At 47.1% G+C, this 16,284-nt stretch carries 7 protein-coding genes; 2 read left to right on the forward strand and 5 right to left on the reverse strand.

The genetic code is table 11. The features are described 5' to 3' along the window. Positions 1 to 8: 8 nt before the first annotated feature. The 5 genes from R7Z77_RS04490 to gltB (R7Z77_RS04510) all read right to left on the reverse strand — a co-directional run bounded on the left by R7Z77_RS04490 (position 9) and on the right by gltB (R7Z77_RS04510) (position 12,893). Positions 9 to 437: a DUF1499 domain-containing protein gene (locus R7Z77_RS04490; RefSeq protein WP_017633627.1), complete on the reverse strand. Its 429-nt coding sequence runs from the start codon at positions 435 to 437 to the stop codon at positions 9 to 11. Between the two features lie 91 nt (positions 438 to 528). After that, the gene (locus tag R7Z77_RS04495) at positions 529 to 1,941 is read right to left on the reverse strand and encodes an FAD-dependent oxidoreductase (protein ID WP_213967412.1); all 1,413 of its coding nucleotides are present in this window, start codon (positions 1,939 to 1,941) and stop codon (positions 529 to 531) included. Positions 1,942 to 1,961: 20 nt separating this feature from the next. Continuing rightward, a complete protein-coding gene (gene gltB / locus R7Z77_RS04500) occupies positions 1,962 to 6,425 on the reverse strand; it encodes a glutamate synthase large subunit (RefSeq protein ID WP_158159560.1) in 4,464 nt (1,487 codons plus the stop codon). A 448-nt stretch (positions 6,426 to 6,873) separates the two neighbouring features. After that, entirely contained in the window at positions 6,874 to 8,343 is a 1,470-nt protein-coding gene (locus R7Z77_RS04505) for a glutamate synthase subunit beta (protein WP_138938955.1), read from the reverse strand. After that, entirely contained in the window at positions 8,343 to 12,893 is a 4,551-nt protein-coding gene (gene gltB, locus R7Z77_RS04510; protein ID WP_158159561.1) for a glutamate synthase large subunit, read from the reverse strand. Before gltB (R7Z77_RS04510) ends, R7Z77_RS04505 begins: the two co-directional genes overlap by 1 nt. A 551-nt stretch (positions 12,894 to 13,444) precedes the next feature. Between gltB (R7Z77_RS04510) and R7Z77_RS04515 the strand changes: the two genes are divergently transcribed. Next, positions 13,445 to 14,404, forward strand: coding sequence for a TIGR01212 family radical SAM protein (locus R7Z77_RS04515; RefSeq protein WP_017633631.1), 960 nt, complete (start codon positions 13,445 to 13,447; stop codon positions 14,402 to 14,404). Positions 14,405 to 14,439: 35 nt separating this feature from the next. After that, positions 14,440 to 16,185 (forward strand): GGDEF domain-containing protein, encoded by a 1,746-nt coding sequence (locus R7Z77_RS04520; protein WP_213967411.1) that lies wholly within the window; start codon positions 14,440 to 14,442, stop codon positions 16,183 to 16,185. The last annotated feature ends 99 nt before the right edge of the window (positions 16,186 to 16,284 follow it).

Genomic DNA, 16,284 nt, shown 5'->3' on the forward strand with positions numbered 1-16,284 from the left:
GCAGTTTTCTATTTGATGAGCTTAGCTTGAGTGAGCTTTTCTCGTAATTGATCGGCGCGCTTTCTGTTTACGCCAAAGTCAGAGTAGCCCACACGAGACTCCGAGCGCACAATCAGTTGGTCTCCTGCTATTTTTAGTTCGAGGTCATCCACGAAGCGCATGATTTTAGATGTGCACTCGATACGAAGGTAGTTGCTTTCTTTCACCGCGGTTTTCGCGCCTGGCAGTTCAAGCGCAACTTGCTCAATAGCGTCGATGTTCGCTGAATCCACTAAGATGAATGGCGTTAGGTTGTATTTTTCTCGCGTGTCTTGGGTGGAGACGCAGTTTGGTTTGTCACCACAAGGTGATTGAGAACGATCCGTCATGGTTTTGACTCCTTGGCTACAAGCGGTTAAGCCGAGCAAAGTAATGGAAAGGAGAGCGGCTTTTTTCATTGGTTTTATCCCTTATCATAGGAATTTAATTATATGTAATAAAAGAAAAAAGGATCCAATAGTAGGATCCTTTTTGAGACGTTAACAGTGATTAAACTTCGAGGTAATCGAGAATGCCTTCTGCCGCTTTTCGTCCTTCATCAATTGCGGTTACGACAAGATCAGAACCTCGTACCGCATCGCCACCCGCGAAGATCTTTTCGTTGCTGGTCTGGAACTGGAACTCTTGCTTCGCTGGGGCTTTGATACGACCCCATTGATCCAAATCGACATCAAACGGTGCTAACCAGTCCATTTTGTGCGGCTGGAAACCAAACGCCATGATAACAACGTCTGCTGGTAGAACGTGCTCGCTGCCTTCAACGGGCTCTGGACGTCGGCGACCCGCTTCATCAGGTTCACCAAGTGCGGTTTTCACCACTTTGACCCCCGAGACTTTGCCTGACGCATCCACTTCAACTCCCAAAGGCTGAAGGTTGAACATGAACTTCACGCCTTCTTCCTTTGCGTTTTTTACCTCGCGACGAGAGCCTGGCATGTTGGCCTCATCACGACGATAAGCACAAACTACGTTGGAGGCTCCTTGGCGAATTGAGGTACGAACGCAGTCCATTGCGGTATCACCACCACCCAGTACGACGACTTTCTTTCCTGCCATATCGATAAAGGGTTGGTTACTCTCAAGACCCATGACTTTGTAGGTGTTCGAAACTAAAAATGGCAGCGCGTCATACACACCCGGCGCATCTTCATTATCTAGACCTGCACGCATGTATTTATAGGTGCCAACGCCCAAGAAAACAGCATCGTATTCATCAAGTAGCTCTTGCATTTGGACATCTTTGCCTACTTCCATGTTCATGCAGAACTCGACGCCCATTTCAGTGAACACACGGCGGCGGTTTTCCATCACGCCTTTTTCAAGCTTGAATGAAGGAATGCCGAAGGTCAGAAGGCCTCCAATTTCAGGGTAGCGGTCAAACACGACGGGCTTAACGCCATTGCGCACTAGGATATCTGCGGCAGCCAAGCCAGCTGGGCCTGCTCCAATGATTGCGACCTTTTTATCGGTCCACTCCACCTTGGACATATCTGGCTTCCAGCCCATTTCAAACGCTTTGTCGGTAATGTACTTTTCTATGTTACCGATGGTGACGGCACCAAAGTCATCATTAAGCGTGCATGAACCTTCACATAGGCGGTCTTGAGGACAAACGCGCCCACATACTTCCGGTAGGCTGTTGGTTTGATGCGATAGTTCAACCGCTTCAAGAATACGACCTTCATTGGCAAGTTTTAACCATTGAGGGATGTAGTTGTGGACTGGGCATTTCCATTCACAATATGGGTTGCCACAATCTAAGCAGCGATCCGCTTGTGCAGTCGCCTGTTGTTTAGTGAACGGTTCATAGATTTCAACGAACTCGATCTTACGAACTTTGATAGGCTTTTTCGCAGGATCTACACGCTGCACATCGATAAATTGATAAACGTTCTGGCTCATGATTCAAACATCCTCCATGATTACTGTGCTTGAACACGCAGCTCTGCGGCACTGCGGCTCTGGTGACCAAGTAGCGTGCGAAGATCTGCCGCTTGTGGTTTCACCAAATAGAACTTTGGAATCCATTCATCAAAGTTCGCCAAAATATTTTCAGCATGACTCGACCCTGTTTCTTCAAGGTGTTCCGCAATTAGGCCACGCAAATGTTCTTGGTGGATGTAAAGATCGGACAATGAGATGGCTTCGACAGACTCAGTATTAACTCGACCTTCAAAGCTTTGGTTCTCATCCAGAACATAGGCAAAGCCTCCAGTCATACCCGCGCCAAAGTTCACACCTGTCGCACCAAGAATGGCAACAATACCGCCAGTCATGTACTCACAAGCGTTATCGCCAGCACCTTCAATGACGGCTATCGTACCTGAGTTTCGTACGCCGAAACGCTCACCTGCTTTACCGGCTGCAAATAGTTTACCGCCGGTCGCGCCGTACAGACAGGTGTTACCAATGATGGTTGCTTCATTACACTTAAATGCAGTGCCAAGGTGAGGTTTGATAACCACTTTACCACCCGCCATGCCTTTGCCCACGTAGTCGTTCGCATCGCCCGTGAGGTAAAGCTCTACACCACCTGCGTTCCAAACACCAAAGGACTGGCCTGCGGTGCCGTCAAGATAGATTTTGATAGGGGAAGCCGCCAACCCTTGGTTGCCATAGCGTTTTGCTATTTCGCCAGATAAGCGTGCACCAACAGAACGATCAGTGTTGATGACATTGTAGAAGAAACTTGCCGATTGACTGTTTTCGACCGCATGCATGGCATCATCAACGATCTTTTGGTTGAGCTCAGCTTTATCAAACGGTTTGTTTGGCTCTGTCCAAAATAGCGGATGGCCCTCAGGTGATACTGGAGCTTCTAGAATATTGGATAGATCCAGCTTGGTCTGTTTCGCTGTAAATCCCTCTACTGCCTCAAGTAAATCGGTACGACCAATCAAGTCCGTCAGCTTTTCAACGCCAAGTTCGGCGAGTAATCCGCGCACTTCGTCTGCCAGGCCGATGAAGTAATTCATCACCATTTCTGGTAGACCTTTGAAATATTCTTTACGCAGTGTCTCGTCTTGAGTCGCAACCCCAGTTGCACAGTTGTTGAGGTGACAAATTCGTAGGAACTTACAACCCATAGCGACCATTGGCGCAGTACCAAAACCGAAGCTTTCTGCACCTAAAATTGCGGCTTTAACTACGTCTAAACCAGTCTTTAGACCACCGTCTACCTGTAGGCGGATCTTATGACGCAGACCATTAGCAACCAGAGCTTGTTGTGTCTCTGCCAACCCCAACTCCCAAGGGCTACCAGCGTATTTTACCGAAGTTAATGGGCTTGCTGCGGTACCACCGTCGTAACCCGAAATGGTAATAAGATCAGCGTAAGCCTTGGCTACACCCGTTGCGATGGTGCCGACACCTGGCTCGGAGACGAGTTTTACCGAAACCAGCGCATTCGGGTTGACTTGTTTAAGGTCGAAGATCAGTTGGGCCAAATCTTCAATCGAATAGATATCGTGATGCGGAGGAGGGGAGATCAGAGTCACGCCTTGTACCGAATAACGCAGTTTTGCGATTTCTGCGGTGACTTTGTGTCCTGGTAGCTGTCCACCTTCACCCGGTTTCGCACCTTGTGCCACCTTGATTTGCAGTACATCCGCATTAGTCAGGTAATGCGGCGTTACACCAAATCGGCCAGAAGCAATCTGTTTGATACGTGAGTTACGCTCAGTACCGAAACGGCGAGGATCTTCACCGCCTTCACCCGAGTTAGAGTAACCACCAAGACGGTTCATCGCCGTTGCAAGTGCTTCATGCGCTTCTGGGCTAAGTGCGCCAATGGACATTGCCGCTGAGTCAAAGCGTTTGAACAGTTCAGTGCGTGGTTCTATTTGCTCAAGTGGCAGCGGTGAGTCTGATTTTTTCAGCGACATTAAGTCACGCAGCATGGCAACAGGGCGTTGGTTTACCTGCTTAGCAAAGCTCTGATAGTCGTTACTTTCGCCAGATTTAACGGCCTGTTGCAGCGTGCCGACGACATCCGGGTTGTAAGCATGATACTCACCTCCATGGACGTACTTTAACAAGCCGCCATGATCAATCGATTTGCGTTTCGCCCATGCTTTACGAGATAAGTTTGTAAGATCTTGCTGGAAGTCGTCAAAATTCGCGCCTTCAATTCGAGTTGTGACGCCTTTAAAACACAGATCGACCACATTTTGGCTCAAGCCAACTGCTTCAAACAGTTGTGAGCAGCGGTAAGAGGCGATGGTTGAGATCCCCATTTTCGACATGATCTTGTACAGGCCTTTGTTGATGCCGTATTGGTAGTTTTGCATCACATCGCGGTAGTCTTTCTCTAGTGCTTTATCATCAATCAGTTTACCTAACGCTTCATAAGCAAGGTATGGGTAAACCGCAGTGGCACCAAAACCAAGCAAGACGGCAAATTGGTGTGGGTCACGGGCTGTTGCGGTTTCGACAACAATGTTGGCATCGCAACGTAAGTTCGCGTCAATCAGACGAGTTTGAACGGCGCCGACTGCCATTGCTGCCGGAATTGGTAACTTACCTTTGACCAAGGCTCTGTCCGAAAGAACCACTAAAACCGTGCCTTCACGAACGACTTGCTCTGCTTGCTCACACAGATCATCAATGGCTTGTTTAAGATCTTTTTGTTGTGGGTCGTAGTTGATATCGAGAATGGTATTACGGTAATGATCGTCACTCAGCTCTAGTAATTGCTGCATGTCTGAATAGAGCAGTACTGGAGAATCAAAGGTTACACGATGCGCGTGGCCATCGGTTTCACAGAAGACGTTCATCTCCTGGCCGATGCTGGTCGCCAGCGACATGACGTGTTTCTCACGCAGTGGATCGATTGGTGGGTTGGTGACCTGCGCGAACTTCTGACGGAAGTAATCAGTCACCAAGCGCTCTTTCGAAGAAAGAACCGCCATCGGGGTGTCATCACCCATCGAACCGACGGCTTCTTGCCCCATATCACCGAGGACACGCAATACTTGATCGACTTCTTCATTGCTCATAGCAAACTGCTTTTGATAAGTCTTAAGCAAGTCTTCATCAAAGCTGCGCTCACCTACTTGATCTTCAGGCAGCTGAGAGAACGGTGTTAGTTTGCGAACGTTGTTCTCCATCCATTCGCGATAAGGGTGACGAGATTTCAGGTCATTATCGATCTCGCTAGATTGCCAAAGCTTACCTTTACGAGTGTCGATGACGAGCAATTCCCCCGGACCTACACGACCTTTTTTGGCAACTTCATCTGGGGCGTAATTCCAAATCCCTACCTCAGACGCCAGAGTGATCAACTTGTCTTTGGTAATTACATAACGCGCAGGACGTAGACCGTTTCGGTCTAGGTTACAAGCAGCATAACGACCATCGGACAGTACGATACCTGCTGGGCCATCCCATGGTTCCATGTGTTTGGAGTTGAAATCGTAAAACGCACGCAAATCCGGATCCATGTCAGGGTGGTTTTGCCATGCTGGCGGCACAAGCATACGCATGGCACGGAAGATATCCATGCCGCCAGCTAAAAAGAGATCTAGCATATTATCTAGGCTAGACGAGTCTGAGCCTGTCTCGTTCACAAACGGTGCTGCAGTTTGTAGGTCAGGCAGCAGTGGTGACGAGAACTTGTAAGCACGAGCGCGTGCCCATTGTCGGTTACCTTCAATGGTATTGATCTCACCATTATGAGCAAGGTAGCGGAACGGTTGAGCTAATGGCCAACGCGGTTGAGTGTTGGTAGAAAAACGCTGGTGGAACAGACAGATAGCAGATTCCATACGTAGATCGGCAAGATCAAGATAAAAGCGCGGTAAGTCCGCAGGCATGCATAGGCCTTTGTACACCAAAACTTGAGTCGATAAGCTACAGATGTAGAAATCCGGATCTTCGGTGATTTGTTTCTCGATGCGACGGCGTGCGATGTAGAGACGACGTTCAATGTCGCGTTCGCGCCAACCTGCCGGTGCAGAGACAAAGACTTGCTGAATATTTGGAAGCGAGTTGGCCGCAATTGGACCGAGTACTTCTGAATTAGTTGGTACTTCACGCCAACCAGCCACAGTTAGCGTCTCTTGCGCCAGTTCTTTGTTGACGATGTCTTTAGCGAGTTGAGCTTTGACTGGATCTTGGTTGAAGAAAATCATCCCTACGGCGTATTGCTTGCCAAGGTTGAAACCATTTTCTTCGGCAATAAGACGTAAATAGGAATCGGGCTTTTGTAATAGAAGACCACAACCATCACCTGTTTTACCATCGGCGGCGATACCACCACGGTGAGTCATGCGGTCAAGTGCAGAAATTGCTGTACGTACCAGCTTGTGGCTTTGTTCGCCTTCCATATGCGCGATCAAGCCAAATCCACAGTTGTCTTTCTCAAGACTTGGATCATAAAGAGCCATTGCAATTCTCCCTTTGCTTATCCGTCATCCCGACAGATATATCAACACTGCTTACGTTGATATCGATGACTAACTATGCGTCATCTTTATAGCTTTATGTATAATTATTCAGTAAAAGTTGTGAAATATTTAACATTTTTTGAGTGTTTTATTTTCATCAACTTCACAAGCTATAGCTTATTGTAAAAAAGGTCAAGTTATTAGTGGATCATCACGTGAATATACGATTTACCATTTAATAAGCTAAAATAGTTTAATAATTTCAAATAGATAGAAAATTGATTGTTACAAAAAAGTAACATTTGATTCTGTGGGAGATAAAAAAGACCAGCATAAAATGCTGGTCAAAATAGAAAGATTGGAAGGAATTGTTTTCTTTCTTCACCGATAGCCATCGATATTGCTGATGGCTATTAGGCAATTGAAAGAGAGAAGCATGACTGCTTCGTTAAGCAGAAAGCATCAGTGAATCTGCTTTTGCTTCTAGGTTTGTGCCACCCATTAGGTAATCATCGATAGCACGGGCACATTCGCGGCCTTCATTGATACAACGAACCACCAAAGATTGGCCTGTTCGCATATCACCAGCAGCAAATACGCCTTCTTGGTTAGTAGCAAAATCTTGAGTTGCTACGTTACCGCGATCGTCTAGTGCGATATCCAGTTGAGCAAGTACGCCTGTTGGTTCAGGGTGTAGGAAGCCCATCGCTAGAAATGCCATATCACATGGAATCACACGCTCGCTGCCTTCTACTTCTTTGAAGCTTGGGCGCTCGCCTGGTTTTGCATCTTGCCAAACGATATCAGCAAGACGAAGGCCTGTGACTTCACCTTTGTCATTTCCGATGAACTCTTTGGTCAGGATGTTCCAGTGACGATCGACACCTTCTTCATGAGAGGTCGAAGTACGTAGGATCATTGGGTATTGAGGCCAAGGCATATTGGCTGGGCGCTTCTCTGGTGGAATCGGCATGATTTCCACTTGAGTTACGCTTGCTGCGCCGTGACGGTTTGACGTACCTACACAGTCTGAACCGGTATCGCCACCACCAATGACAACCACATGTTTACCTTTTGCGTGAATCTCTTCCGTTTTCAGGTCCATGTTATTGGCGCGACGGTTGTTTTGACCTAGGAATTCCATCGCGAAGTGAACGCCTTTGAGCTCACGACCCGGAACGGGCAAATCACGTGGAACCGTTGAGCCACCGGTTAGTAGAACCACATCGAACTCTTGACGCAATTGTTGAGCATTTACATCAACACCGACGTGTTGGTTTACTTTAAACTCAATGCCAGCTTCTGCCATTAGATTGATCTTGCGATCAATGACTTCCATGCTCAGTTTAAAGTCTGGGATACCAAAACGTAGTAGACCGCCCACTTTCTCGTCTCGCTCGAATACCGTCACAGTATGACCTGCGCTGTTTAGCTGCTCAGCAGCTGCAAGGCCAGCAGGACCTGAACCAATGATCGCAACGGTTTTGCCAGTGCGAGAGCGTGGTGTTTTTGGTTTGGCGTACCCTTCACGATACGCCGTTTCTACGATGGTTTTTTCGATATTACAGATAGTGATTGGGTCTTGGTTGATACCAAGAACACAAGCACTTTCACATGGAGCAGGGCAAACACGACCAGTAAACTCTGGGAAGTTGTTCGTCGAGCTTAGGATGTTCCAAGCTTCTTCCCAGCTATCACGATAAACCGCGTCGTTAAATTCTGGGATGATGTTACCGATAGGGCAGCCGTTATGACAAAACGGCACGCCACAATCCATACAACGAGAAGCTTGAGTATTGATCTTGTCACCAAACTCCTCGTTCAGAACGAACTCTTTGTTGTTCTTGATGCGTTCAGCTGGGTCAATCTTCTGTGGTAGTTCACGACCATGCTCTAAAAATCCAGTAGGCTTACCCATTATACGGCCTCCACTTGAGTTTCGTTTCCTTGAGACAGTGCTTCAGCTTTGCGTTTTTGAAGAACCGCTTTATAGTCACGCGGCATTACCTTAGCCATAGAGGCTAGGCTAGCTTCAAAATTGTCTAGGAAAGACTGAGCGACTTCACTTCCTGTGAATTGAACATGCTTAGTTAGCATGTCGAGTAATAGATCTCTGTCTTCTTGCTCGATTGGATCTAGGTCTACTAGCTCTGGGTTCAGTTTCGACTCAAAGTCACCTGATTTATCCCATACGTATGCCACGCCGCCACTCATACCTGCGGCAAAGTTACGACCTGTTGAACCTAGGATAATTGCTGCACCGCCCGTCATGTATTCACAACCGTGGTCACCGACGCCTTCTACTACTACTTTCGCGCCTGAGTTACGAACACAGAAACGTTCACCAGCCATACCGCGAATGAAAGACTCACCCGAAGTTGCACCGTAGAAACACACGTTACCAACCACGATGTTGTCTTCCGCGACAATACTTGATTTTGCATCTGGGTAAAGTACTAAGGTACCGCCAGATAAGCCTTTACCCCAGTAGTCGTTCGCGTCGCCTTCCACTTCGAACTTCACGCCCTTAGCTAGGAATGCACCGAATGACTGGCCCGCAGAACCTTTGAACTTCACGTTCATTGGCTGAGGTAGACCCGCATCTTTGTACACTTTCGAGATTTCGTTCGACAACATGGTACCTGCAGAGCGGTCCGTGTTGACGATAGGGAACTCGGCATTCACCGCTTCGCCTTTCTCTAGTGCAGGAATCGCTGCTTGAATCAGCTTACGGTCTAGCACTTCTTCTAGGTTGTGGTTCTGTTGAGCTTGGTTGAATACACCATCAGCTTCACGTGGTTGCTCAACGTGGAGAACAGGAGACAGATCTAGGTTCTTGTATTTCCAGTGAGAAATGTCTTGGCGGATCTTCAGTTTCTGACCTTGACCGACCATTTCATCGATAGTGCGGAAGCCAAGCTCAGCCATGATTTCACGTAGACCTTGTGCCATGTATTGGAAGAAGGTAACGACGTCTTCTACGCGGCCATCAAAGCGCTCGCGAAGCGTCTTGTTCTGAGTCGCGATACCAACAGGACAAGTGTTCTTATGACACTTACGCATCATGATACAACCTTCAACCACTAATGCTGCGGTTGCTACGCCCCATTCTTCTGCACCAAGTAGTGTTGCCACTGCAAGGTCGCGAGGTGTCTTCATCTGACCATCTGCTTGAACCACGATACGGTTACGTAGACCGTTCTTCAGTAGCGTTTGGTGCGTTTCTGCCAAGCCAAGTTCCCAAGGAAGACCGGTATGGCGGATTGAAGACATTGGTGATGCACCTGTACCGCCGTCGAAACCTGCGATTAGTACAACGTCCGCTTTCGCTTTCGCTACACCAGAAGCGATCGTACCTACGCCTGCTTCTGATACCAGCTTCACGTTTACACGGCCTGCGCGGTTCGCGTTCTTCAAGTCGTAGATAAGCTGAGCCAAATCTTCGATTGAGTAGATATCGTGGTGTGGTGGTGGAGAGATAAGGCCAACGCCCGGAGTCGAGTGACGCGTTGCACCGATCCAGTCATCTACTTTATCGCCTGGTAGCTGACCACCTTCACCTGGCTTCGCACCTTGAGCCATTTTGATTTGCAGCTCTTCAGCGTTAGTTAGGTAGTAAGAGGTTACGCCGAAACGACCTGAAGCCACCTGCTTGATTGCAGAGCGTTCCCAATCGCCGTTCTCTTTGCGCTCGAAACGCATTGGGTCTTCACCACCTTCACCAGAGTTCGATTTCGCGCCAAGACGGTTCATCGCAACAGCTAGTGTGGAGTGTGCTTCGTAAGAAATAGAACCGAATGACATTGCACCGGTCGCGAAGCGTTTCACGATGCTTTCAATTGGCTCGACTTCGTCGATAGAGATAGAACCAGCTGGGTTCTTAATGAACTCAAGTTGGCTACGTAGGGTTACCGCGTTGTCACCTTGCTTATCTACAGCAGTCGCGTATTGCTTGAACTGATCGTAGTTCTTGTTGCGCGTAGACTCTTGCAGTAGAGAAATGGTTTCTGGGTTGAATAGGTGCTTCTCACCACGCTGTTTCCATTGGTAAACACCACCAACATCCAGCATTTGAATTGGGATTTCGCGTTGTGGGTAACCGATGCGGTGACGGATCAGCACTTCTTTGGCGATATCATCAAGGGTAAGACCTTGGATACGAGAAACCGTACCTGTGAAGTATTTGTCGACCACTGACTTGTGGATACCCAACGCTTCGAAGATTTGTGCGCCGTGGTAAGACTGTAGCGTCGAGATACCCATCTTCGAGAAGATCTTCAGAAGACCGCCATTGATCGCTTTACGGTAGTTGTTGAACAGATCACGAGGGTTCGCTTCTGGATCCAACTTCTTCGTACGTTGAAGTTCAATGATGGTTTCAATCACTAGGTAAGGGTTAACCGCATTCGCACCGTAACCAAGTAGCGTTGCAAAGTGGTGCGTTTCACGCGCGTCACCAGTTTCAACCACGATGTCACACTTCGCACGTAGACCTTTACGGATCAAGTGGTGGTGCACTGCGCCAACTGCCAGCATTGCTGGGATCGCCGCGTGGTTTGAATTCACTGCGCGGTCAGTGAGTAGGATGATTGAGTAACCATCGATAACCGCGTCTTCTGCGTATTGGCAGATACGTTTTAATGCACGCTCAAGTTTGCCTTGATCTTCACTAGCTTGGAATACGATATCCAACGTTTTCGCTTGTAGGTGCTCGTTATCGATCGCACGTAGTTTTTCAAGCTCTGAGTTCGCCAGAACCGGCGATTCTAATTCGACTTTCTGACAGTGAAGTGGTGTTTCAGTCAGAAGGTTTTGGTCTTTACCCAAGTAAGTGTTCAGCGACATAACCATACGCTCACGGATCGGGTCGATCGGTGGGTTGGTTACCTGTGCGAACAGCTGCTTGAAGTAGTTAGAAAGATGTTGAGACTGATGAGATAGAACCGCAAGAGGCCAGTCGGCACCCATTGCTGATAATGGCTCTTTCGCGTCATTCGCCATTGGAACGATGATTTCGTTCACTTCTTCAGTGCTTACGCCAAACGCTTGTTGGCGGTGTAGAAGGTGTTCTGGCTTAGGTTGGCTGAACTGGTTGCTCGCATCTGGCAGCTTCTTCAAGCTCAGTAGGTTTTCTTCTACCCATTTCTCGTAAGGCTGTGCCGTTGCGATGGTGTCTTTCACTTCTTCATCGGAGATGATGCGACCTTGCTCTAGGTCTGCAACGAAGATACGACCCGGTTGTAGACGACCACGGAACTCTACGTTCTCTGGTTCAATATCCACAACACCAGATTCAGATGCCATCACTAGGAAGTTATCTTTGGTCACTGTGTAGCGAGAAGGGCGCAAACCGTTACGGTCTAGTGTCGCACCAACTTGAACACCATCAGTAAAACATACTGAAGCAGGACCATCCCATGGTTCCATGATGTTCGCGTGGTACTGATAGAACGCGCGACGTTTAGGATCCATGTTTTTGTTTTCTTGCCATGCTTCCGGGATCATCATCATCAATGCGTGTGGCAGGCTGCGACCAGAAAGAACTAGGAGCTCAAGTGCCATATCGAAGTTAGATGAATCCGAGCTGCCTTCCTGACAGATTGGAAGAAGCATGTCGATTTCAGCCTGAGTAAACAGGTCTGATTCTAGGATTGCTTCACGGGCTTTCATCCAGTTCAAGTTACCGCGAACTGTATTGATTTCGCCGTTGTGGGCAATGTAACGGAAAGGCTGTGCAAGACGCCATTTCGGGAAGGTGTTGGTAGAGAAACGAGAGTGTACCAGTGCCAGTGCAGTCACCATGGTCGGGTTTTGCAGATCGAGGAAGTACTGAGGTACTTGCTCGGTCGTTAACTGACCTTTGTACACCAATGTCTTGTAAGACATGGAGTTAATGTAGAAGTCGTCACCAATGTTCGAAACGCTTTCTAGGCAAACACGTACTGTGTAGTTACGAAGCACGTACAGTTTGCGTTCTAGTTCTTCAGGTGTGATGCCAGGGCCACCAGAGATAAACACATGCTCAAACTGAGGCTCTGTGCTTAGTGGGTCTGCACCAATCATTGAGTTATCGGTTGGCAATACGCGGTAGCCGATAACTTCAAGATCTAGACGTTGTGCGTTACGTTCTAGAATGTCACGGCATTGCTCGCGTTTGTATTCGTCTTTCGGGAAAAGAACGACACCAACACCATACTTTTCAAACGAAGGCAGTTTAATGCCTAGCTTAACGGCTTCTTCTAATAGGAATTCATGAGGTTTTTGTAGCAAGATACCCGCACCATCACCGCTGCATGGGTCACAACCTTGACCACCACGGTGTTCCATGCGAGCCAGCATATCCAATGCTTGAGTCACTACTTCATGAGATTTACGGTTTTTAAGGTGAGCAACAAAACCGATACCACAAGCGTCATGCTCCAGTTCCGGAGTGTACAGACCCTGTGGATTTTGCTCTCTATCTACCATAGATACATCCTTCCAGTTCAATGTCGACGCAAAAGTACCGGGCAGCAAATACTACCTAGACTATTGATTACGTCTTGTCCTTTATATTTATTATCGCCACCGATCTAGGTTGACCGGTCTTGATTCCTTTCCGTATCTCGCAGGAAAAGTTTTGCGAGAAAAACAATCCTTGGTGGTATCCCTTTATTTATTATCACTATCTAGTGATTTATATAGGTAGGAGTGGGATAACACCGACAAATCCCGCAGTGTGCTTTGTAATAAAAGTCACAAAAATAACGGGGTTGTGTAAGTATCCTACAATTTTGTCACTTCAGAATGCAATGAAAAACTCGGCGTTGTGACCCAATTTTTTCGTTTAATTATGCATTTTTAGTTTAACATTTACGCAACATGAACGATTTTTGTCTTTAATTATGCAAGTTTATTGATTTTGACCCGCATGATGGGTGTTTGAATTGATTAATATTGTGTGTTTTTTCTTGCAGGGATGTAATTTATTTACACAGATCGTAGTGAGATTGATTACGATTTATTGTTGGTGAGAATTTATGCAGTTACATGAGTTGGTCAATACAATCGGCCAAGATCTTCAGCGTCGATACGGTGAAAAGGTTCATAAGTTAACATTGCACGGTGGATTTAGTTGCCCTAACCGCGATGGCACGATTGGGCGGGGAGGATGTACATTTTGCAATGTGGCTTCGTTTGCAGATGAAGAAGTCCAGATAAAAAGCATTCACGAACAGTTAAAAGATCGCGCAGGTGAAATTCACAGAGCGAAGAAATATCTCGCTTATTTTCAGGCCTACACCAGTACCTATGCCGAGGTACAAGTTCTCAAAAACATGTATGAGGAAGCACTAAAGGCTGCAGACATGGTTGGTCTTTGTGTGGGGACGCGTCCTGATTGCGTCCCTGATGCGGTATTGGATTTACTGTCGGGCTATGTACAGCAAGGTTATGAAATTTGGCTAGAACTAGGTCTTCAAACCGCCAACAATGACACCCTAAAACGTATCAATCGTGGTCATGACTTTGAGTGTTATGCCGAAATCACTAAGCGTGCTCGAACACTCGGAATCAAGGTTTGTACTCACTTAATTGTGGGTTTACCCAAAGAAACCCGCGCCGAAAATATTGAAACGCTGCAAAAAGTGTTGGCCGTGGGAACGGATGGCATCAAGTTACATGGCTTGCATATTGTCGAAGGTAGCACCATGGCGAAAGCTTGGCGTGCTGGAAAGCTAGAAGCCCCTGAATTAGAAGAATATGTTGCGATCGCCAGTGAAATGATTCGTATGACACCACCAGATGTGATTTATCATCGCGTTTCATCAGCAGCCAGGAGGCCCACGTTATTATCGCCTCTGTGGTGTGAAAACCGTTGGCTAGCGATGACGGAAATTGGTCGAGATCTCAGTGCTCATGGTGCTCAAGGGAGTCTTACGGGGAATACCTTTATCTATACTAAACCGGAATTAATAGCAGATCGCTCAATAAATAACTGATATATTTTAACCAGTGTTCTTTGAAGGTTTAAACGATGGATCAGTTACTCAATTGGCTTTGGGGTGGTCAAGGCGGTTATGGCTATGTCGTCTTGTTGTTAATCGCAGGCGTGTGCGCGTTAGCACTGATCTATTTGCACTTTCAGACGTCACTTAAGCAACTAGTAACGGATTCTCCCTATCCAGTCATAGTGGTGGACACTAGCCATGCTCAGCTCTTGCTATCTAACCAGGCTGCGATGCAGTTATTAGGCATTCGCTCTTTGGGAACGGGGTATTTGTATCCTGCTTTATTCGATATTCATGAGCTTGAGCAGTTTCTCGAGCGCTTCTCTAGTCGTCATTTTCGTCAGCAGGCTTTTGACTGGCGACTATCTGATAGTGAATCTATTAAAGTGGAGCTGTCAGGCAGAAAGAGTTTATTGCGCAATCATCGAGTTTGGATTCTTTATGCTCAGCCATATCAAGCCACTCACCAAGAGCAGCAACAAGAACTTGCCCAATTAATCATCGCACGTTCGGCATTAGACTCACTTTCAGAGCTAATTTGTACCCAAGACCGCCAAGGCAATCTGTTAACGACCAATCGAGCATTTGATCAATTCTGGCAAGGGCGAAGGGAAGAAGCTTGCGCATCCAAGGCCTTGGGTGAGATGACCAGAAAGAGCGAACGTAAATGGACAACGGATCCACAAGGTCGAAGTTGCTTATTGGAAGTCAATCAAAACTCTCTTGTTTCGCCGAGTGGTGAGCTTATCGGTACGCTGTCTATTAGTCATGACGTGACTGAATGGCACAAGATGCAACAGAATCTGCGAGATGAAATGGAGCGTCGCAAAGATACAGAGGTGGTGCTAGCGCAAAGAGATACTATCTTACAAACGATTCTGGATGCCAGTCCGGACTCTATTGGTATTTTCAATGAGAACATGGTCTATCAAGCGTGTAATCAGCCTTTTGTTAAGGCGTTAGGCATTTCAAAAATTTCTGATTTGATAGGTAAGCGCCTCCAAGACGTGATTCCTAAAGAGATGTACGCGCGCTTAGCAGACAGTGACTTAGAAGCATTACGCCAGTTAGAGCCAGTTCGATACATAGATAAAGTCGTGAGTAGTGATGGTAAAAGTACGTGGTTTGATGTGGTGAAATCGCCTTTTAAAGATAAAGCATCAGGAACGAATGGTGTGCTGATCATGGCGCGTGATATTTCTGAGCGTTATCTTGCAGAACAAAAGTTGGAAAAAGCCAACCTAGAGTTAGAAAAATTGAGCTTTATGGATAGCTTAACTCAAGTATCGAACCGACGCCGTTTCGACGAACAACTGCAGGTATTGTGGTACCACCATGCTAGAGAAAAGCTGCCGCTCACCATCATGTTATGTGACATCGACTTTTTCAAAGATTACAACGACTGCTACGGTCACCAACAAGGTGATGAAGCGTTAGTCAGTGTCGCTACCGTGTTTACACAAGTCATCAATCGTTCTTCGGATTGTGTTGCGCGTTATGGTGGCGAGGAGTTTGGTTTTATATTGCCGAATACCACCACGGAAGGTGCGCGCAACGTAGCGCAGCGTATTCATGAGAAAATTCTACAGCTTGATATGGAACACGACAGTTCAGAAGCATCTGAACGCCTTACCGTCAGTATCGGTCTGGTCTCTTACATTCCTCAGCATGGTGATGAACCCGAAATGGGCATCGCTATGGCTGACAGTGCGTTATATCAAGCTAAAGCTGATGGACGTAATCGCACCTGTATTCACCCCAGTTCTTGCTAACGCTTTGTGACCGCTTGCTCTAAGTTGATAGCTGATTGTTTAAATCACCGTATTAAACACGTTAAACTTACAGAAGCCTGTGCGCTCGTTGGTTTATCT

It is taken from the genome of Vibrio sp. 1401, from assembly GCF_033340295.1.

Excerpts from the sequence above, each read along its gene's own strand:
- R7Z77_RS04490 (WP_017633627.1), bottom strand. The coding sequence starts at position 437 with ATGAAAAAAGCCGCTCTCCTTTCCATTACTTTGCTCGGCTTAACCGCT.
- R7Z77_RS04495 (WP_213967412.1), bottom strand. The coding sequence starts at position 1,941 with ATGAGCCAGAACGTTTATCAATTTATCGATGTGCAGCGTGTAGATCCT.
- gltB (WP_158159560.1), bottom strand. The coding sequence starts at position 6,425 with ATGGCTCTTTATGATCCAAGTCTTGAGAAAGACAACTGTGGATTTGGC.
- R7Z77_RS04505 (WP_138938955.1), bottom strand. The coding sequence starts at position 8,343 with ATGGGTAAGCCTACTGGATTTTTAGAGCATGGTCGTGAACTACCACAG.
- gltB (WP_158159561.1), bottom strand. The coding sequence starts at position 12,893 with ATGGTAGATAGAGAGCAAAATCCACAGGGTCTGTACACTCCGGAACTG.
- R7Z77_RS04515 (WP_017633631.1), top strand. The coding sequence starts at position 13,445 with ATGCAGTTACATGAGTTGGTCAATACAATCGGCCAAGATCTTCAGCGT.
- R7Z77_RS04520 (WP_213967411.1), top strand. The coding sequence starts at position 14,440 with ATGGATCAGTTACTCAATTGGCTTTGGGGTGGTCAAGGCGGTTATGGC.